The organism is Amycolatopsis sp. FDAARGOS 1241 (assembly GCF_016889705.1).
Classification (GTDB): domain Bacteria; phylum Actinomycetota; class Actinomycetes; order Mycobacteriales; family Pseudonocardiaceae; genus Amycolatopsis.
In genome coordinates this window covers 4,775,344-4,794,126 of record NZ_CP069526.1, presented here as the reverse complement: position 1 = coordinate 4,794,126, position 18,783 = coordinate 4,775,344, and the positions used below count along the sequence as shown (strand labels likewise).

Annotated in this window: 16 protein-coding genes and 1 pseudogene; 13 read left to right on the top strand and 4 right to left on the bottom strand. The window is 71.3% G+C overall.

Annotation, left to right across the window (positions count from 1 at the left end; all coding sequences use genetic code 11):
* Positions 1–185 precede the first annotated feature (185 nt).
* Together I6J71_RS23665 and I6J71_RS23660 are read right to left on the bottom strand one after the other, a co-directional pair.
* A complete protein-coding gene (locus I6J71_RS23665) occupies positions 186–4,394 on the bottom strand; it encodes an HAD-IC family P-type ATPase (protein ID WP_239155233.1) in 4,209 nt (1,402 codons plus the stop codon).
* Between the two features lie 3 nt (positions 4,395–4,397).
* A complete protein-coding gene (locus I6J71_RS23660; RefSeq protein ID WP_204096697.1) occupies positions 4,398–5,078 on the bottom strand; it encodes a hypothetical protein in 681 nt (226 codons plus the stop codon).
* 1,159 nt (positions 5,079–6,237) lie between these two features.
* Here I6J71_RS23660 and I6J71_RS23655 point away from each other — a divergent pair.
* The 9 genes from I6J71_RS23655 to I6J71_RS23615 all read left to right on the top strand — a co-directional run bounded on the left by I6J71_RS23655 (position 6,238) and on the right by I6J71_RS23615 (position 15,869).
* Positions 6,238–6,963 (top strand): LLM class flavin-dependent oxidoreductase, encoded by a 726-nt coding sequence (locus I6J71_RS23655; protein WP_204096696.1) that lies wholly within the window; start codon positions 6,238–6,240, stop codon positions 6,961–6,963.
* 5 nt (positions 6,964–6,968) lie between these two features.
* Entirely contained in the window at positions 6,969–7,331 is a 363-nt protein-coding gene (locus tag I6J71_RS23650) for a hypothetical protein (protein ID WP_204097643.1), read from the top strand.
* A gap of 442 nt (positions 7,332–7,773) precedes the next feature.
* Complete coding sequence (locus I6J71_RS23645) at positions 7,774–9,288, top strand: N,N-dimethylformamidase beta subunit family domain-containing protein (protein ID WP_204096695.1); 1,515 nt, start codon at positions 7,774–7,776, stop codon at positions 9,286–9,288.
* Positions 9,289–9,484: 196 nt separating this feature from the next.
* The gene (locus I6J71_RS23640) at positions 9,485–10,522 is read left to right on the top strand and encodes a LacI family DNA-binding transcriptional regulator (protein ID WP_204096694.1); all 1,038 of its coding nucleotides are present in this window, start codon (positions 9,485–9,487) and stop codon (positions 10,520–10,522) included.
* Between the two features lie 45 nt (positions 10,523–10,567).
* Positions 10,568–11,875 carry an MFS transporter gene (locus I6J71_RS23635; protein WP_204096693.1) on the top strand — a complete coding sequence of 436 codons (1,308 nt, stop codon included), beginning with the start codon at positions 10,568–10,570 and terminating at the stop codon, positions 11,873–11,875.
* The gene (locus I6J71_RS23630; RefSeq protein WP_204096692.1) at positions 11,865–13,067 is read left to right on the top strand and encodes a CaiB/BaiF CoA-transferase family protein; all 1,203 of its coding nucleotides are present in this window, start codon (positions 11,865–11,867) and stop codon (positions 13,065–13,067) included. The genes I6J71_RS23635 and I6J71_RS23630 overlap by 11 nt, the downstream gene beginning before the upstream one ends.
* On the top strand, positions 13,067–13,978 hold the full coding sequence (locus I6J71_RS23625; RefSeq protein ID WP_204096691.1) for a CoA ester lyase: 912 nt from the start codon (positions 13,067–13,069) through the stop codon (positions 13,976–13,978). Before I6J71_RS23630 ends, I6J71_RS23625 begins: the two co-directional genes overlap by 1 nt.
* Before the next feature lie 10 nt (positions 13,979–13,988).
* Positions 13,989–14,480, top strand: coding sequence for a flavin reductase family protein (locus tag I6J71_RS23620; RefSeq protein WP_204096690.1), 492 nt, complete (start codon positions 13,989–13,991; stop codon positions 14,478–14,480).
* Positions 14,481–14,510: 30 nt separating this feature from the next.
* Positions 14,511–15,869, top strand: a complete 1,359-nt coding sequence (locus I6J71_RS23615; RefSeq protein ID WP_239155231.1) for an LLM class flavin-dependent oxidoreductase — start codon at positions 14,511–14,513, stop codon at positions 15,867–15,869.
* Here I6J71_RS23615 and I6J71_RS23610 read toward each other — a convergent pair.
* A complete protein-coding gene (locus tag I6J71_RS23610) occupies positions 15,855–16,082 on the bottom strand; it encodes an RCC1 domain-containing protein (RefSeq protein ID WP_204096689.1) in 228 nt (75 codons plus the stop codon). The two genes, I6J71_RS23615 and I6J71_RS23610, sit on opposite strands and share 15 nt — an antisense overlap.
* Before the next feature lie 177 nt (positions 16,083–16,259).
* Positions 16,260–17,129: an arsenite methyltransferase gene (gene arsM, locus I6J71_RS23605; protein WP_204096688.1), complete on the bottom strand. Its 870-nt coding sequence runs from the start codon at positions 17,127–17,129 to the stop codon at positions 16,260–16,262.
* 103 nt (positions 17,130–17,232) lie between these two features.
* Here arsM and I6J71_RS23600 point away from each other — a divergent pair, with 103 nt between their 5' ends.
* The 4 genes and pseudogenes from I6J71_RS23600 (at position 17,233) to I6J71_RS23585 (ending at position 18,778) form a co-directional block, all read left to right on the top strand.
* Positions 17,233–17,592, top strand: coding sequence for a helix-turn-helix transcriptional regulator (locus I6J71_RS23600; protein WP_204096687.1), 360 nt, complete (start codon positions 17,233–17,235; stop codon positions 17,590–17,592).
* Between the two features lie 111 nt (positions 17,593–17,703).
* On the top strand, positions 17,704–17,847 hold the full coding sequence (locus I6J71_RS23595) for an aquaporin (RefSeq protein WP_204096686.1): 144 nt from the start codon (positions 17,704–17,706) through the stop codon (positions 17,845–17,847).
* A complete protein-coding gene (locus I6J71_RS23590; protein WP_204096685.1) occupies positions 17,844–18,296 on the top strand; it encodes an aquaporin in 453 nt (150 codons plus the stop codon). Before I6J71_RS23595 ends, I6J71_RS23590 begins: the two co-directional genes overlap by 4 nt.
* Positions 18,293–18,778 (top strand): annotated as a pseudogene (locus tag I6J71_RS23585) (arsenate reductase ArsC). Before I6J71_RS23590 ends, I6J71_RS23585 begins: the two are co-directional and overlap by 4 nt.
* Positions 18,779–18,783 lie beyond the last annotated feature (5 nt).

Genomic DNA, 18,783 nt, shown 5'->3' with positions numbered 1-18,783 from the left:
GCGCCAGCTTGAGCACGAGCGACTCGACGAGGTTCGCGCCGAGCTTGGCGAGGACGGTGGCGATGAACTCGGCCATGGTGGTCTCCTCAGGTCACGGGGGTGTCGAGGGGACGAAACCCGCCGCGGATGAGGGAAAGGCGGAATCAGGCTTGCGGCACCGTGAACGCGGCGAAAAATCCGGTGGTTCACGCGCGGGCGAGGACGCGTTGGGCGACGACCTGCGCGACGGTCGCGGTCGCCGCCGCGCCGAGGGCGAGCGCCCACTGGTGCGGCAGCAGCGGGCGGCACCCGAAGAAGCGGCTGACGCCGGGCGTCTGGACGATCGTCGCGAGGGCCAGCAGGGAGCCGGCGCCGGCCGCGACGACGAGGGGGGTGCGGCCGCGCACGGCGATCGTCTGGCCGAGCTGGGCCGCGACCAGCGTCACGAGTCCCGCCGTGCTGGCTTGCCGTGGTGTGCTGACCGTCCGGGCGACGAGCCAGCCCGAGAGTGCCGCGCCGGCGGTGGTCGACGCGCGGGCGATCAGGTCCTTCGTGAGGACCGCGCCGAGTGAGGCTTCGGGGCCTTCGCGCAGCAGGTCTTCCGCGCTCGCGCGCGGTGGCGGGCGGACGGCGACGGCCATCGCGGGCAGGACGTCGGTCAGCAGGTTGATCAGCAGCAGTTGTCTGGCGTTGAGGGCGTCTCGAGTGCTCAGCAGGCCCGCACCGACGGTGAAGGCGACTTCGCCGAGGTTGCCGCCCAGCAGGATCGACAGTGCGTCCCGGACCGACGCCCACATCGCGCGGCCCTCGGCGATGGCGTCGGTGATCGTCTCGATCCGGTCGTCGGTGACGACCAGGTCCGCGGCCTCGCGGGTGGCGGGGGTCGCGGTGGCCCCGAGGGCGATGCCGACGTGTGCGAGCCGGATCGCGGGCGCGTCGTTGGCGCCGTCGCCGGTCATCGCGACGACCCGGCCGAGGTCGTTGAGCTGCTGCACGATGCGGGCCTTTTGCGCGGGGCTGACGCGGGCGAACACCGTGGCATCCGCGATCCGGGCGGCGAGCTGGTCGTCGTCGGCCGCGTCGACCTCGGCACCGGTCACGACGGCCGCCGCGTCGTCGAGCGACACCTCGGCCGCGATGGCGGCGGCAGTGCTGGGGTGGTCGCCGGTGATCATCACCACGCGTACTCCCGCCTGGCCCAGTTCCGCCACGGCGCGCGCCGCGGTGGGCCGGACGGGATCGGTGAGGACGAGCAGGCCGCGGAAGGTCAGGTCGTGGACGTCGTCCTCGGTCAACTCGAAGCGCTCGGTCTCCTCGGCCCGGTGCATCCCGTCGCGGGGCACCCGGCGCTCGGCCACCGCGAGCACCCGCAATCCCTGACGCGCCAAGCGATCGACGGTTCCGAGCAGGTCGCCGTCCGGCCGGGTGCAGCGGGCGAGCACCGCCTCCGGGGCGCCCTTGACGCTGAGCAGCGGACCGTCCGGCGTGTCGGCCAGTGCCGCGTGGTAGCTACGGGTCGGCTCGAACGGCAGCTCGGTGAGCCAGGTCAGCTCCGCCGCACCGCGCTCGGGTCCGACGTCGTGGGCAGCGGCCGCTTCGAGCACGGCGCGGTCCGTGGGATGCGGCGGCTCGCCCACCGCCTGCCACGGGCTCGCCCGGACGGCGGCGGCGAGCACGTCTCGCAGCCGCGGCGTGAGCTCGTCCGGGCCGCGACCGGTGGTGCCGTCGGAGACCTCGCGAAGGCGGATGCGGCCTTCGGTGAGCGTGCCGGTCTTGTCGAAGCACAGCACGTCCACCCGGCCCAGCGCTTCGATCGTCGACGGGCTGCGGGCGAGGACCCCGCGGCGCGCGAGGCGCCGCGCCGACGCGAGCTCGGCGATCGTGGCGACGAAAGGCAGGCCTTCCGGCACCGCGGCCACCGACAGCCCGACGGCCCGGCCGAGCGCTTGGCTGATCGCGTTGCCGCGGGCGAGGTCCGCCAGCAGCAACGCGGTGCCCGCACCGAGGGTCACCGGCAGCGTGACGCGGGTCAGCTCGGAAAGCCGGGCGGCGACACCGGTGAGCGGGGGAGCAGCCCCGTCCAGCTGCGCGGTGCGCCCGGCCTCGGTCCGTTCGCCAGTCGCGACGACGACCGCGGTGCCGCGGCCCGCCGCGACCACGGTGCCGCGGTAGAGCATCGACGAGCGATCGGCGACGGCGTCGGCCGCGGTAGCGGGCACGCTCTTCGCGACGAGGTGCGATTCGCCGGTGAGACTCGACTCGTCCACTTCGAGCCCGTAGGCGTCGAGGAGCCGGCCGTCGGCGGGCACGGCGTCGCCGGGGCGCAGCTCGATCACGTCGCCGGGCACGAGTTGCTCGGCTCGTGCGGTCGTCGCGGCGCCGGCGCGGCGCAGCCGCACCTGCAGCGCACTGGTGTCGAGCAGGTGGTGCAGCTCGCGATCGGCGCCGAGCCGCTCGGCACCGCCGATCAGAGCGTTCAGGGCGAGCACACCGATGATCAGCACGGCGTCGGTGATCGAGCCGAGGGTGGCCGACACCCCGGCACCGGCGGCCAGCGCCGGGGTCAGCGGCCCGGCAAGCTCGTCGGCCGAGGCCCGGGCCAGCCCGATCCCCTCGGGCTCGGCCCGGCCCGCGGTGCGGCGACGATCCGCCGACTCCGGGGCGAGCCCGGTTTCGCTGGTCTTGAGCCGGCTGAGCACGGCTTCGGGTGACATCGCGTGCCACGGCGTGCGGTCGAGCGGGATCGGCTCCGGCCGCCGTCCGGCCTCCGCCCCCGTCCAGGTCCCGGTGGCGAGCGCCAGCAGCGTGGCGAAATGGACCGGGAACGATCCGCGCGAAGCGGCGGTCGACGGCGGGCCGAAACCCCCGAACAGCGCGCCGAGCGCCGATCCGGCGAGGGAGAGGCCCGCGCTGTACCGGCTGGCGCGGTGCGCGGGCTCGACCGCGTCCAGCACCGTGCACACCTGCGCGAGCCCGGGGCACAGCACGTGCGCGGTCCACGGCACGCCGCCGCCGGCGTCGGGCACCCCGAGGCCGACGTCCGCCCCGGCCAGCCCGGCCGCGTGAGCCGACACCACCGCGACGACGTGGCCGCCGGCCTGCAATGTCCGCACCTGCTCGCCCAGCGCGTCCGGGCCGGCCTCGATGACCTCACCGGCTCGCCGTGCCGCGGCGGTGACCGCTTCGGCCAGCGGATGCCCTTCGTCCTCCAGCCCCGCTCGCGCCACCACTTTCCCCTCGTGCCGCACGTGCAGCACGCCGGTCCGCTCGTGCACCGTCCACGCCCCCGATCCGTTGCCGGGGTGCTGCGGATCCGGGAGGTCGTACAGCGTGCGCAGCACCTCGTCGCGGTCAGCGGCGCCGGTGAGCGTGACCTCACCGATGACCTGGCGACCGGTGCGCAGCAGTGAAGTGTCGAGTACGACGCGGTCCACCCGGTCAAGCCGCCGCAGCGCGGCCGGTTCCAGCACCAAGCAGCCGGCAGCGGAAGCGTCGGTGGCCACCTGGGCCGCGAACGCCTCGCGGCCGAGCTTCGCGGCCCGCGGCACACTCGCGAGCAGCACGCCGACCGTCCGGTCGCTGTTCCGGCTCGCCGCCAGCACGCCGGCCGCGCCCGCCAGACCGGCCGTTGCCGTTGCGTTCGCGGCCCGCTCGACCGGCCCCGCCGGCAACGGCCGGGGCCGCCGCACCGCGTCCGCCGGGACTGAGAAATGCCGGTGCATCTCCGTTTCCGGCTCCCACTGCTCCCAGGCGTCGCGGCGCGCGATCACTTCTCTGCGCAGGCACCACCGGTAGATCGCGTCGGTGGCGAGACCGACCGGTCGTCGCGCCAGCGTCTGACTGACCACGCCACCGGCCGCGAAGACCGTGTCGGCGGCGGAGCGGCCCAGCACCGACTCCACGCCGGCTCGCAGGGCGGGCGTGGAGTCGATGAGCGAGGCGACCGCGGACACCAACGGTGGCGACGCCGGCACCGGCAGCACCCGTCCGAGCGCGGCGTAGGACAGCCCGAGCAAGTTGGCTCCCACGGCGGCCACCTCGCGCAGGACCGGTACTGGGTTCCCCGGGTGCACGTCACTCGTCGCCGCGCGGCCTCGAAGAGCCCAGTCCTTCTCGACCGCGGAGATCACGTCGGCCAGCTCCCGGACACCGGTCGCCTCCGGATCGTGCTCGACGACGACCCGGCCGAGCGCCGCGTTGAGGGCGACGTCCCCGACGCCGGGCTGTTCGCGGAGGCTGCGCACGAGCGCCCGCGCTGCCGCTTCGTGGCCCGGCTCGTGCAGGCCGCGCACCTCCAGGTGGGTGCGCTCGCCGGAGGTCCACGACCGTCTCCCGGGAGCGGCCGCACCGCGCACGACTGCGGCGATCGGCTCGGCCACCGCGCGGACGAGGCCGAACGGATCGGGCAGTCGCACGCGCTACTCGCCGCCGGGCGCGGGATTGCCGTCCTGCTCGGCCGGCTTCGATTGGGCGGGCTTGGCCTGGGCGGGCTTCGCAGTGGCGCCGGCGGGTGCCGGTGCCGTCGGCTGCAACTTCGCCGGGGTGGGCTCCGCCGGGGATCTTTTCTGCACGGGCGCCGGTTCTGGCTTCGCGGGCGCGGGCTGCGCCGCCTGCTTTGGCGTGCGCTCCGCCAGCGCGTGGTGCGCACCCGCTACTTCGGGCTGGCCGGCCGGCGTCGGCCGCTTTCCCGCCGTCACCGGCTTCGTCGGCCGGTGTGCCCCCGCGGTCTCGGGCTGGCCGGCGAGTTGCACGCGTTCTTGTGGCGCACGCTGCATTTCGGCCGGTTTCTTCGGCGCGGTCCGCTCTTCCGGCTTGGCGGCCCGGGATTCAGCGCCGCGTCCGGCCACCGCCGTGCCCACGCCGATCGCGACGGCCACCGGCCACTCGATCAGCTCCACCGCGGTCAGCACCCCCAACGCCCCGAAGTAGACGATCTGCCGCGGCGGCGGGAGGAACGAGCGGGCCGTGTCCAGCACCGCGGTGACCTCATCGCGCGCCGGCAACGCAAGCCGCGGCAACTTCACCTCGGGTGCCCCGAACGGAAGGCGCACCGTGGCCCGTGGTTGCTCTTGCTTTCCGGAGGTATCGACCGTGGCCATGGCTGCTCCCTACACCGATCGCGCCCATGTTACGAGCCCTGGAACGTCGACTGAAACCCTCGACGAACCGCCGCGACGGCGGGGATTTCAACCGGTTCGCGATCCGAAGCCCCCGCGAAGTCACGCGGCTGGATGAGTACTGCGGCTGAAGCATCTTGCCGGCGACCTTGGGCGAACTCTGCGGCTCGCCGGGATCGTGGCGAGTCCACGTGATCGGATCGCCGACGTGCGCGTCGCGGGTTTGTCCCACACCGCGCGGGTTTTCGGTGATAGCTCCGCGAGTGTCCGCACGGTCATCACGACCACACACCAGCCGGGCCCGACGCGGCCGACCGCGCTCGTCGAGGGCAGTGATGAAGGTGTCGGCGATCTCGGCGCACTCACCGGTCAGGTTGATCGAAAGGCGGCGGAGACGCGCATGAAGTCGTGGCCGTCCACTGTGTCCTCGTCCGGGCCATCGGGCCTCTCGCCGGCGCGCTGAGCGCGCGTCGCACCCGGCCCGGGCACCAGGCATCGACGGTAGCCCGTTCGGCCCAGCTTCGCCCCATAACGCCTGGTCGCGGGGACTGCCGGGTCGATTCGTGGGACAGTGGACAGATGAGCGGGTCCGGCGATCCCGGCGTGGCCGCAGGTGAAGCTGCGCGGCACGCGGCGGCACGCGCGCACCGGGCGTCCCAGTGGAGGAGCGAGCTGCAACGGCGTACGGGTTCGGACGGATCCGGCGCCGGTGAAGCCAATGCCCACGAGTACGAGCGCCAAAGCACGGTGGTGAGGGCTTACGCGGAGTTGTCGAACGCCCGTCGGCGCGAAGCGGCTGCCCGTACTCGGCTTCGGGACGGTCTGCTCAGTTCGGCTCGTGCCCACGACCGTGCTGCTGATCGGCACGAAGAATCCGCCCACCGCGGCGGCGCCGCTGCCGCCGAGCACCAGCGGAAGGCCGACAGCCACCGGGTGAAGGCGGACTCCGACCGCTGCCGAGCGGCGGGAGTCGAGGCTACCCGGTCGCGAGGCTGAGGTCGTGCCGCTCCTCTGCTGAGCCGGACCGCCGAGTCACCGTGGTGGGGTGGTGCCGAGCCGGCGGTACCGTTCCCGGAAGCACGGGGACGCCGCGGCGCGCCAGGTTCAGGAGATGCCCAGTGCCTCGTCGAGGGTGGCGAACGTGGGGACCCCGCTGGGGTCGGGGTTCTACAGCACCGGTGAGCCCGTCGCGTGGGCCCATCGCGACGCCGGTGACGTGCTGGACTTCGCCGCGCACCGGCACTTCGGCGCCGCCGCAGAGGCCGAGAAGGTGGACTTCATGTTCTGCGGCGAGACGCTGAGCTTGCCGGAGGCCGGTGGCGAAGTCGTCGAGGCGCACTCGGCCGGCTGGTTCGACTCGCTGACGATGTACTCGGCGCTGGCCGCCGTCACCTCGAAAGTCGGGTTGATGGCGACGGTCAACACCAGCTACTACGACCCGTACGAGCCAGCGCGTCAGTACGCCTCGCTCGACGCGATCTCGGGCGGCCGCGGCGGGTGCAACCTGGTGACTTCCGCCGCGCCGGGGACCGCGGCCAACTTCACCGCCGGCGAGGTGCCCCGGGCCGAGCGGTACCCCCGAGCGACCGAATTCACCGACCTGCTCAAGCGGCTCTGGGGCTCGGGCCCGGACGGCGTGTCTGTTCACGGGCAGTTCTTCGACGTCAGGACGGATGCCGGGCTCCCGCCGAGCCCGCAGGGACACCCGGTGCTCATGCAGGCCGGCGAGTCGCCTGCCGGGCGCGACTTCGCCGCGTCGGGCGCCGCCCTGGTGTTCACCGGGTTCGAATCCGTCGAGCGGGACAGCCGTTCTACGCCGACGTCAAGCAGCGGATCGCCGCGCGTGGGCGCGACCCGGAGGCGGTGAAGATCATGGCCGCCGCTTTTGTCCACGTCGCCGGCAGCGACGCCGAAGCCGCCGACGAGCTCGCCGAGATCCGCCGGTCCCTGACCGCGCCCGCCATGGTGCACACCTACCTGGGCCGCTACTTCGGCCGCGACCTGTCGGCGTACGACGTCGACGGTCCGCTGCCGGACCTCGAACCCGACTGGGCGGTCGCCGATGTCTTCACGGCCAACCGCCTCCGCGGCGAACGCGACCCCCGCAAGGCTTTCGCCAGGCTGAAGGCCATCGCGGGCGACGAGAACCTTTCCATGATGCGCCAGGTCCAGCGCGTCTTCGACGAGGCGCTGCTGACCACCTCGTCGGTTCGCCGCAGACCGTCGCCGATCTGATCGAGGACGCGATCGACCGGCGGACTGTCGACGGGTTCGTCTTCTCCTCCGCTCTGCGGCCCCATGGCCTGGACCGCTTCTACGACCTGCTGCTCCCGATCCTGCGCGGACACGGCCGCTTCCGCGACGACTACCAGGGCGACACGCTGCGGGGCCACCTGGGCCTCCCGGCCGTGGAGATCGGGCGCGCCTAGCGGCGCGGGGCTTCGACAGTCGTCGACTCGATCATCGCCACGTCGAGGGAGCCGGGTGCCTCGGCGCTTCCGGTGACTTCGGCACCGGACGGTGCGCTCGCGGCCCGCGAGGTCCCCCGCGCGCAGCGCTGTCTTCCCGGTGAGTTCGATGCGATTGGCATTCTCCGACGGATCGTGGCGACAGTGTGGATTTCGCATCACCGGACGGAGCTTGCCGCCGCCGTGGCGGCGGGCCGACACTGGCCCGGGTGAAGGCGTCCAAGGTGTCGTGCGCCGCGGTGCTGGTCGCGGTGTTGCTGACGGCAGGCTGCACGGCGTCGCCGGCCACGCCCCCGTCGCCGGTCGCGAAGCCGGCCACGGGGCCGACCGGGCCCGCTGTTGCCCAGCAGCCGGGTACGCCAGGCTGGGAAATCACCGAGCCCGGCCCCGCCCACGCGATCGAAGGCTTCGCCGACCACGCCAGTGTGCTGCCCGGCGCGACCGTGCGCGTGTTCGTCAGCACGACCGCGGCGCACTACACCGTGACCGCGTTCCGGATGGGCGCCTACCGCGATTCGGCAGCCCAGCGGGTGTGGACGTCACCGTCGCTGGCGGGATCCGTGCAAGCGCCGCCGATCGTGCAGCCGCCGACCAGCACGGTCGTGGCGCCGTGGCGGCCCTCGCTCGAGGTGCCGACGCGGGGCTGGCAGCCCGGTGATTACCTGCTGCGGCTGGACGGCGACAACGGCGCGGCCCAATTCGTTCCGCTGACCGTGCGAACTCGCTCGAACGCGGGAAAGATCGCGCTGCTCAACGCCGTCACGACCTGGCAGGCCTACAACCGGTGGGGCGGCTACAGCCTGTACGACTCGCCGAGCGGGAAGAAATCCGCGCGCTCGCGTGCCGTGTCCTTCGACCGGCCGTACCAAGCGAAGGGCATGCAGGGTGCGGGCGACTTCCTGTCGTTCGAACTGCCCTTGGTCCGGTTCGCCGAAAACCTGGGGCTGCCGCTGGGTTACGCCACCGACGCGGATCTCCACCGCGATCCGCACCTGCTCGACGGTGCGCGCGCGATGGTCACCCTCGGCCACGACGAGTACTGGTCCACGGCCATGCGCCAGAACACCACCGCCGCCCGCGACCGGGGGGTGAACCTGGCGTTCCTCGGCGGCAACGAGATCTACCGGCACATCCGGTTCGCACCGACACCGCTCGGGACTGATCGGCTCGAGGTCGGCTACAAGTCCTTCACCGAGGACCCCTACCACGTCACCGACCCGGCGGAAGCCACGCCGCAGTGGCGGTCACCTCCCTTCCCGCGCCCGGAAAGCGTTCTGCTGGGTAACTTCTACCACTGCAACCCGGCGCGAGGCGCTCTCGTCGCCGCCGACCAGACCAACTGGCTCTTGTCCGGGATCGTCCACAACGGACAAAGCTTCCCCGGCCTGGTCGGGAACGAGTACGAGCGCGTGGATCTTTCGGTGCCGACCCCCCGTCCGATCGAAATCCTCTTCCACTCGCCGGTGACCTGCCGCGGGCGCCTGGACTTCGCCGATGCCAGCTACTACACCACGGCCGGCGGCGCCGCCGTCTTCTCGGCCGGCACCCAGTACTGGATCTGCGCCCTGGACCCCACCTGCCCCGAGGATCACGCCGACAAGACCGCCCACACCGCGATCAGTGCCATCACCACGCGACTGCTGCGCGCCTATGCCCGAGGACCGGCCGGCCGCGCGCACCCCGCCGCCGACAACCTCGCCGCCCTCGACGTCCCCGGAGCCTGACCGCCGCGTCGATCCTTAACCCGGCCAGGCCCGCCGGTGCGACCTCACTGCCCGGCCGCCACGCGACACGGCCACGGATCCGACGCCGCACCTGACGGCGGTTGACTCGCGAACGCGCTGGATGCGACGATTGTTCACAGGCGATGTAAACGTTTTCATCGATTTCTGCAAACCTTTACAGGCCGGAGGTTCGGTGATGACTGCCCAGCAGCGGCGCAGGGGTTCGGTGGGTGTCGTCGATCTCGCGCGTGAGCTCGGGGTATCCACGGCGACGGTGTCCCGGGCGCTCAACGGCAGCACGGCGGTGCGTCCCGAGCTGGCCCAGCGGATCCGGGCCCATGCGGAGTCCCGCGGTTACGTCGCGAACCGGCTCGCCCGGGCGCTGTCGGCCAACACGAGTCGTGCCTTCGTCGGCTTCGTCATCCCGTACGTGGACACGCCGGCGTATTCCGCAGTCGCGGCGGAATGCGCGCGGCTGCTGTCCGCGGACGGCACGCAGATGATCCTCACGGTCACCGGCAACGACCCGGTGCAGGAGCTGCGGCAGCTGCGCGAGCTCGTCGCCAGCCGGATCGCCGGGCTGGTGATCTCGCCGACGACGGGGGTCCTCGACGAAACCCGGCGGTTGCTCGGCGGGCTCCCGGTGGTGGAGCTGCACCGCGCGTCGGGGATCGAAGCGCCGGGTGTGTTCAGCGACGACGAGCAGGTGCTGGTCGAGAGCGTGTTGCACCTCGCGGCGCTCGGGCACTCGAACATCGGGTACCTGGGCACACCGGAGGAATTGTCGAACGGTGCCGTGCGGTTGCGCGGCATCCGCCGGGGGATGGAACTGGCCGGCCTCGACCCGGACGGCATGGCCACGCGGCTGCGCGAACCGACCCATGAGAACGGCTACGCCGCCGCGGAAGAACTGCTGGCCACCGACATCACCGCGCTCGTCGTCGGTGGTGGATCACTGTCGGTGGGTGCGGCGCAGGCCGTACGGGCGGACCGGCGCCGGATTCCCGACGACCTTTCCCTTGTGGTGTACGGCGACCCGATGTGGTTCGCGCTGGCGGACCCACCGCTGACCACGATCCAGGTGGACTACCCGGGCCTCGCCCGGCGGGCCGCGCAACTGCTGATCGAAGCGCTGGACGCACGGCACTCCGGGCTCGCGGGACCACGCCCGGGACCACACCTCGTGACTCCGCACCTGCTCACCGGCGGCTCGGCCGCACCTCCACGTACCTGATTTCCGCGAACACCTGTCCGGCACAACGAAGTGCGAGGAGCGTTTATGTTCAAGGGCCGCCGTCGATGGCTGGTTGCGACATTCGTCCTGATCATCACGGCCGTTGCGTACATCGACAGAGTCAACCTTTCGATCGCGGCACCGATTCTCACCGAGCAGTTCCACACCAATGCGGCGGTGATGGGACTTCTCCTGTCGAGTTTCACTTGGACGTACACCCTGTTCAACGTCCCGGCCGGCATGCTGGTCGATCGCATCCAGGTGCGGGTGCTGTATTCGCTCGCACTGCTGGTGTGGGCGGTGTCGAGTTTCCTCACCACACTCGTGCGCTCGGCGGGCACGTTGTTCGTGCCCCGGTTGCTGCTCGGCGTCGGAGAGGCACCGTTCGCGCCGGCCGCGATCCGCACGCTGGCGGATTGGCTGCCGAAGTCCGAACGGGCCACCGGCAGCAGCATGTTCATTTCCGGAGTGGCGCTGGGTTCGGCGCTCGGCCCGCCCGTGCTGGCATACCTGGTGAGTGGGTTCGGCTGGCAGAGCGCGTTCATCGCCACCGGCGTGCTGTCCCTGCTCGTCGCGGCCATCTGGTACGCCTGGTACCGCCACCCGCTCGACGACACCAAGCTCACCCAGGCCGAGCGGCAGCTGATCTTGCGGGATCAGGAGCCACCCAAGCAGGAGGGGCGCGCCCCGTGGGGCCGGATCGCCCGGCACCGCGACATCTGGGCGATCACCGCAGGGTACTTCTGCCTGCTCTACATCCTCTACACGTTCATCACCTGGCTGCCGAGCTATCTCATCGAAGACCGGAACATGACGGTGCTGAAATCCGGATTCGCCACGTCGATCCCGTGGGCGGTTGCCTTCGTGTGCGGCATCCTGGGCGGGCGGCTGTCGGATTTCGCGCTGCGTCGCGGAGTGTCCACTTTGAACGCCCGGAAGATCGTGCTCGTGGGCGGGATGGTCGCGGCGCTGGCGATCGTCGGGACAGCGCTGGCCTCCTCGGCCGCGGTCGCGATCGGGTGCCTGACGATCTCCACGGCGGGGATCATCACCGCCAACGGCGCGGTGTGGGCGGCGACCCAGGACATCGTCCGTGAGCTGGATCTGACCGGCTCGGCCACCGGTTTCATCAACGGGATCGGCAACGTCGGCGGCATCCTGGGTCCGATCGTCACCGGCGCGGTGGTCTACGCCACGGGTTCATTCCTGGCGCCGCTCATCCTCGCCGCGGGGCTCGCGCTCGTCGGAGCGCTGGCGTGGGGCTTCGGGATGCGGAGCACACCACGTACGCGGGTGAGCGGGCCGACCCGGATTCGGGAGAACGCAGGGGTGAAAGGTGGCCATGACCGCTGACACGAGCCCGCTCACGGGGCTGACGGTGATCGACGCCGCCACGCTGGCGGCAGGACCGCTGGTGGCGACGTGGCTCGGCGAATTCGGCGCCGAGGTGATCAAGATCGAACAGCCGGGCTCCGGCGACCCGGTGCGCCAGTGGGGCGCACAACGGGACGGCGTCGGCCTGATGTGGAAAAGCTTGGGACGCAACAAGAAATCCGTCACTCTGAACCTTCGCCTCGACGAGGGTCGCGCCCTGCTGCGGCGGCTGGTGTCGGATGCGGACGTCCTGGTCATCAACCTGCGGCCGTCCACGTTGAACCGCTGGGAGCTGGACCACGCCAATCTGGCGAGCGTCAACCCGGGCCTGATCATGGTGCACGTCACCGGGTTCGGGGCCGGCGGCCCCAAGACCGACCGGCCCGGCTTCGGCACCCTCGGCGAGGCGATGAGCGGGTTCGCCCACCTGACCGGCGAGCCGGACGGCCCGCCGACCCTGCCGGCGTTCATGCTCGCCGACGGGGTGGCGGCGCTCAACGCGACCTACGCGGTGATGATGGCGCTCTACCACCGTGACGTCCACGATGGACCCGGCCAGTTGATCGACGTGAACCTGGTCGAGCCCCTGGCGCGACTGATCGAACAGCCGGTGCTGACCTACGACCAGCTCGGCACGGTGCCCGGGCGGACCGGGAATCGCTGGGACATCAGCGCTCCCCGCAACGTCTACCGCACCAAGGACGGGCATTGGCTCGCGATGTCGGGCAGCGCTCCGACGGTCGCGATGCGGGCCTTGCGCGCGGTCGGCCGGGCCGACCTGACCGTCGATCCCCGGTTCGCCGAGGCGCAGCAACGACTCCGCAACGCCGCGGAGATCGACAAGGTCGTCGCGGACTGGGTGGCTGACCGCACGCTCGACGACGCGATGCGGGTGTTCGAGGAGGCCGAGGTCGCCGCTGCCCCGGTGTACAACGCCGAACAGCTCGTGGCCGACGAGCACCTGATCGCCCGGGGCGTCTATCCGCGGATCGCGGATGACGAACTGGGCGCGATGCGAGTGCAGGCGCCGGTGCCGCGGTTGTCCGCGACGCCGGGAAGGATCGATCACCTCGGCCCGCGGATCGGGGAACACAACGACGAGGTCTACCGCGAACGGCTCGGTCTCGGCGACGCGGAGATCGCCGGCCTGGTCGCGAAAGGAGTGATCTGATGGCACGGGTGGCCCGGCCGCGGCGGTCCGAACTCGCCACGCCCGCCAGCAACGACTGGATGTTCCCGAAGTCCGCGGCGTCCGGCGCCGATCTGGTTTTCCTCGATCTGGAGGACGCCTGCGCCCCCGCCGAACGGGAAAAGGCGCGCGGCAAAGCCGCCCGTGCCCTGCGGGAGCTCGACTGGGGTACCACGACCCGGGCGATCCGGATGAACGGCGTGGACACGCGCTGGGCGCACGGCGACGTCATCGAGGTCGTCACCGAGGCGCGGGACGCGCTCGACGTGATCATCGTGCCGAAGGTCCGCCGGGGACGCGACGTGTGGTGGGTGGACACGCTGCTGACCCAGCTGGAGGAAACCCTGGCGCTCGGCAAGCGGATCGGGCTGGAGGTCCTCATCGAGGAAACCGAAGGGCTGGAGAACGTCGGCGAGATCGTGCGGGCGAGTGACCGTCTCGAAGCGGTGATCTTCGGCGCCGGTGACTTCTCGGCGTCCCAGGGAGCCCGCGTGGACACGAATTTCGACCCGTTCGTCGAATATCCGGGCGACATGTGGCACTACGCGCGGGCGCGCGTGGTGGTCGCCGCTCGCTCGGCCGGCATCGACGCGATCGACGCACCGTTCCCCAACTACCGCGACAGCGACGGCTACCGCGCCGCGTGTGAGCGTGCCGCCGCGATGGGCTACATCGGGAAATGGGCCATCCACCCCGCCCAAGTGGACATCGCCAACACCGTGTTCGCGCCGACCCCGCAGGAAATCGAGCACGCTCGCCGGCTGGTGGCGGCGTATCGCGAGGCCGAGGCGCAAGGCAGGGGAGCGGCCGGCCTTGACGGCATGCTCGTCGACGCGGCGCACCTGCGCCACGCGGCGACCATCGCGCAGACCGCCGACCTGCTCGGGTTGTGAGGAAGTGCTGATGTCCAGTGCCGTCCGGGAAGATCAGGACGCGGATCTGTTCCGCGAGGCGATGGCTTCGTTCCCCAGCGGGGTGACGGTCGTGACGACCACCGACGACGACGGGAAGTGGTGGGGTTTCACGGCGTCCTCGTTCTGTTCGGTGTCGATGGCCCCGCCATTGGTGCTGACGTGCGTGAACAAGAGCGCTCAGTGCTGGCCCGTGTTCACGACGGCCCGGCGGTGGGTCATCCACGTGCTGCACGCCGGCCAGGTCCCGCTCGCCGTGCGGTTCGCCACCCGCGGCGTGGACAAGTTCGCCGGTGCCGGGTTCGCGGCCGACGCCAACGGCCTGCCTGTGCTGGCGGAGGCGAGCGTCGCGCTCGACTGCGTGGTGCACGCGAGACCCGACGGTGGCGATCACACGATCCTGATCGGCCGGGTGGAGCGCACCCGGGTCTGGCCGCAGGCACCGTCCATCTACTACCGCCGCGCGTTCCACGAGTTCGACTGACGCCCACTGACTCTTTCGAAGGGAGCGGCGATGTCCGCGAAACGTGCCGACCAGATGGCTCTGGTCGGGTTCATGCAGGCGTCCAATGTGACCGTCTACTCGGGTTCATGGCGGTACCCGAGCGCCGCGCCGGATTACCTCGATCTGCGGTACTACCAGCGCGTGGCACGCGTGCTCGAAGAAGGCACCTTCGACCTGATGTTCTTCGACGACCGGCTGGCCATCCCGTCGATCTACGGGAATTCTCCGGCCGAGGCGGTGCGCCACGGTGCGCGTCCGATCAAAATGGACCTCACTGCGGTGCTCGGCGCGGCCGCGGCAGCGACCTCGCACCTGGGGTTGGGCGCGACCTACTCGACCACCTACTACCAGCCCTTCCATGTCGCGCGGGCCTTCGCGACGCTCGACCACCTCAGCGGTGGCCGCGCCGCGTGGAACGTGGTCACGTCGGTCAACGACGCGGAGGCACGGAACTACGGGATCGAAGAGCACCTCGGGCACGACGAGCGTTACGACAGGGCCGAGGAGTTCATCGAGGTCGTCGCCAAGCTCTGGGACACGTGGGAGGACGACGCGATCGTCGGTGACCGCGCCGCGGGCTTCTACGCCGACCCGGACAAGGTGCGCGAACTCCGCCACCGCGGGCGCTATTTCTCCGTCCGAGGCCCGCTGACGGTGCCCCGTCCGCCGCAGGGGCGGCCGCCGATCATCCAGGCGGGGCAGTCCGCGCGCGGCAGGCAGTTCGCCGCACGGTGGGCCGACCTGATCTTCACCGCGGATCCCGATCGTGCGCGCGCGATCGATCACTACCGCGAGCAAAAGGAACTCATCACCGCCGCGGGCCGCGACGCCGACAAGGTGCGCTTGTTGCCGATGGTGTACACGGTCATCGGCGAGACCGAAACGATCGCCAAGGAGAAGGAGGCGATGTTCCTCGAGCAGCTCGTGGATCCGATGGCGTCGCTCACCCTGCTGTCGGAGCTGATGAACTACGATTTCTCGGGCCACTCCCTCGACGACGTCATCACCGACGAGCTGATCGACTCGGTGTCCGGCATCCGCGGTCTGGTCCAAAGCGTCAAGCGGCAGCTCGGCGATCGGCCGCTCACCCTCCGGACGCTGGCCGGCCAGCGCGCCACCCTGCTGCAGGGCCCCCGCTTCGTGGGCACCGGCGAGCAGGTGGCCGAGCAGATGCAGGACTGGTTCGAATCGCGCTCCTGCGACGGTTTCGTCGTCGCGGCCACCCACCTGCCCGGCGCGTTCGAAGACTTCGTCCGCCTGGCGGTGCCCGAGCTGCGCAAGCGCGGCGTCTGCCGCGCCTCGTATTCCGGCGGGACTCTCCGGGAAAACCTCGGGCTCACCCGGCCGGCGAACTCACTGACCGGCTGAAGTCGAAGTGAGGAAAGCGGCCGCTGGACTTCGGGGGCGCGAGTGGTCAGGAACCCGCCCGATCGCGAGGCTGTGCCACCGCCCGGCGGCGATCGACGTGACGCCGGTGAGGGGGCCGGAGTCGTCGGGCGACAAGACGGGCGCCGGCGCGAGGCTGTCGATGGTGGTGCCGTTGCCGAGCATGCCGTCGAAGTCGGCGCCCCAAGCCGGCATCGTGGCGCTTGGTGGTGCAGGTCAGGGTGACCTGGCCGCCCGTGGCAAGTGCCGTGATACCGGCGAGCCTCTGATGTCCGTCCATTGTGGATTTTGTGCTCATCCCGACGGGCCGCTGATGCTCATCGGCGGACGTCAATGCGACGACGCCGATCAGTGAACCGCACGCGCTGAAATCTAGTGCCGGCAGCTGCAGCCCGCGTCGGGCTTGGCGTGGGCGGTGGTGACGGGGTCGGTGGGGGAGCAGCAGCCGGTGACACCGCAGCAGGAGGTTGCGGCCGTGGTCAAGGGTAGCTCGGCGGCCGACTTGACCGCGCGCACGATGGCGGAGTGCATGCCGTCCGCGACGGGGTGGGTCGGGGTGATCTCGACGTCGGTGAAGCCGACCGCTTCGAGGCCGGTCCGGTACTCGCTGAAGGACAGGGCGCCGGCGATGCAGCCGACGTAGTCGCCGCGTTCGGCGCGTTGGGCGGGGGACAGGTGGTCGTCGGCGACGACGTCGGAGACGCCGAGGCGCCCGCCGGGCTTGAGGACGCGGAAGGTTTCGGCGAACACAGCGGGCTTGTCGGTGGACAGGTTGATCACGCAGTTGGAGATCACCACGTCGATCGTGTTCGCGGGCAACGGGATGGCTTCGATGGTGCCCTTGAGGAATTCGACGTTCGTCGCGCCGGCCTTGGCGGCGTTCGCGTCGGCCAGGGCGAGCATCTCCTCGGTCATGTCCAGCCCGTACGCCTTACCGGCCGGACCGACCCGGCGCGCGGAGAGCAGGACGTCGATGCCACCACCGGACCCAAGGTCCAGCACCCGGTCCCCGGGGCGCAGATCGGCCACGACGGTCGGGTTCCCGCAGCCCAGCGACGCCGCTACGGCCTCGGGCGGCAGGGCGTCGCGCTCGTCGGCGGCGTAGAGGGTGGCGCCGAAGTTCTCGTCCACCTCGAGCGGCTCCGGCGCGCAACACGCGGCGCCGCCTTCGGTGACCTTGACGGCGGCCGCCGCATAGCGCTGCCGCACCGTCTCACGCAGGTTGGTGTTCGGCTCGTTCATCACGCCTCTCCTCACCGGTCCCGACCGGGACATTCCAGCAACTTGTATCGATGGTCGTGGATGCCACCTTGCGCCCTGGATCGACAAACGTCAAGATAGAAGCATGTCGATGCAAGAGCTGGTCGACCAGCCCGCCGCCTGCTGCGCGGGGCTGGCCTCGGCGCCGCTGGGCGAGGCCGATGCCGCCGAGCTGGCGAAGGTGTTCAAGGCGCTCGGGGACCCGGTGCGGCTGCGGCTGCTGTCGATGATCGCCTCGCGCGAGGGTGGCGAGACGTGCGTGTGCGAGCTGACGCCGGCCTTCGACCTGGCCCAGCCGACGATCTCGCATCACCTGAAGCTGTTGCGGCAGGCCGGTTTGATCGACTGCGAACGGCGCGGCACCTGGGTGTACTACTCGGCGCTTCCGTCCACAATGGAGCGTCTCGCGGCCGTGCTGCGGACCCCGCAGCGAGCCGGAGCGTGAACACCTCGCTCGCCCGCCGCGCTGCCGCCGAGGCTGTGGGCACGGCGGCGCTGGTGGCCGTGGTGGTCGGCTCGGGGATCCAGGCGGTCGCCCTGTCGGCCCGAGGTCGGCGTGCAGCTGCTGGCGAACTCGCTGGCCACCGTCTTCGGCCTCGGAGTGCCGATCGCGCTGCTCGGACCGGTCTCGGGCGCGCACTTCAACCCGCTGGTCTCCCTCGCCGCCTGGTACACGGGGCGCCATACCGCGGGGGTTTGACCCTGCGTGCGGTCGCCGGGTACGTGCCGGCGCAGCTCGCGGGGGCGGTCGGTGGCGCCGTCCTGGCGAACGCGACGTTCGGCCGACCGCCGGTGGAGTGGTCGGAGCACGACCGCTTCGGCGGGCACCTGTGGCTGGGTGAGGTGGTCGCGACGGCCGGGCTGCTCCTCCTGATCTTCGGCCTCGGGCGCACCGGACGCGAGCGGCACGCGCCCGTGGCGATCGCTTCCTTCATCGGCTCCGCCTACTGGTTCACCTCGTCCACCTCGTTCGCGAACCCGGCCGTGACCATCGGACGCGCGTTCACCGAAGCCTTCGCCGGGATCGCCCCGGCCTCCGTGGTCCCGTTCATCGTTGCCCAGGTCGTCGGCGCCGCCGTCGGCCTCGGGCTCGTCACCGTCCTGTTCGGCGCCGCCCGCGCCGGCACCCTCCGGGAGAGCAGCCCATGACGACCTCGCGCCCGTCGGTGTTGTTCGTCTGCGTGCAGAACGCGGGCCGCTCCCAGATGGCCGCCGCGTTCCTTACCCACCTCGCCGGGGACCGCGTCGAGGTCCGCTCCGCCGGGTCCGAACCCGCCGACGCGCTCAACCCCGCCGTCGTCGAGGCATGGCCGAAGCCGGCATCGACCTCTCTGCCGAAACCCCGAAGGGTTTGACCACCGGCGCCGTGCAGGCTGCCGACGTCGTCATCACCATGGGGTGTGGCGACACCTGCCCCGTCTTCCCCGGCAGGACCTACCTCGACTGGCACCTCGACGACCCCGCGGGCAAAACCCTCGCCGACATCCGCCCCCATCCGCGACGAGATCCACCAGCGGGTACGCGACCTCATCCACAAGATCGGCCAGCCCCTGACCGGGCCGGCCGGACGAGTCCAGCCGGCCCAGTCAGCCGGCCACGACCGGCAGTCGTCCTCCACAAGTGGAGAATGAGGCGT

Excerpts from the sequence above, each read along its gene's own strand:
- I6J71_RS23660 (WP_204096697.1), bottom strand. The coding sequence starts at position 5,078 with ATGGCCACGGTCGATACCTCCGGAAAGCAAGAGCAACCACGGGCCACG.
- I6J71_RS23650 (WP_204097643.1), top strand. The coding sequence starts at position 6,969 with ATGGCCGCCGCTTTTGTCCACGTCGCCGGCAGCGACGCCGAAGCCGCC.
- I6J71_RS23640 (WP_204096694.1), top strand. The coding sequence starts at position 9,485 with ATGACTGCCCAGCAGCGGCGCAGGGGTTCGGTGGGTGTCGTCGATCTC.
- I6J71_RS23635 (WP_204096693.1), top strand. The coding sequence starts at position 10,568 with ATGTTCAAGGGCCGCCGTCGATGGCTGGTTGCGACATTCGTCCTGATC.
- I6J71_RS23630 (WP_204096692.1), top strand. The coding sequence starts at position 11,865 with ATGACCGCTGACACGAGCCCGCTCACGGGGCTGACGGTGATCGACGCC.
- I6J71_RS23625 (WP_204096691.1), top strand. The coding sequence starts at position 13,067 with ATGGCACGGGTGGCCCGGCCGCGGCGGTCCGAACTCGCCACGCCCGCC.
- I6J71_RS23620 (WP_204096690.1), top strand. The coding sequence starts at position 13,989 with ATGTCCAGTGCCGTCCGGGAAGATCAGGACGCGGATCTGTTCCGCGAG.
- I6J71_RS23615 (WP_239155231.1), top strand. The coding sequence starts at position 14,511 with ATGTCCGCGAAACGTGCCGACCAGATGGCTCTGGTCGGGTTCATGCAG.
- I6J71_RS23610 (WP_204096689.1), bottom strand. The coding sequence starts at position 16,082 with ATGCCGGCTTGGGGCGCCGACTTCGACGGCATGCTCGGCAACGGCACC.
- arsM (WP_204096688.1), bottom strand. The coding sequence starts at position 17,129 with ATGAACGAGCCGAACACCAACCTGCGTGAGACGGTGCGGCAGCGCTAT.
- I6J71_RS23600 (WP_204096687.1), top strand. The coding sequence starts at position 17,233 with ATGTCGATGCAAGAGCTGGTCGACCAGCCCGCCGCCTGCTGCGCGGGG.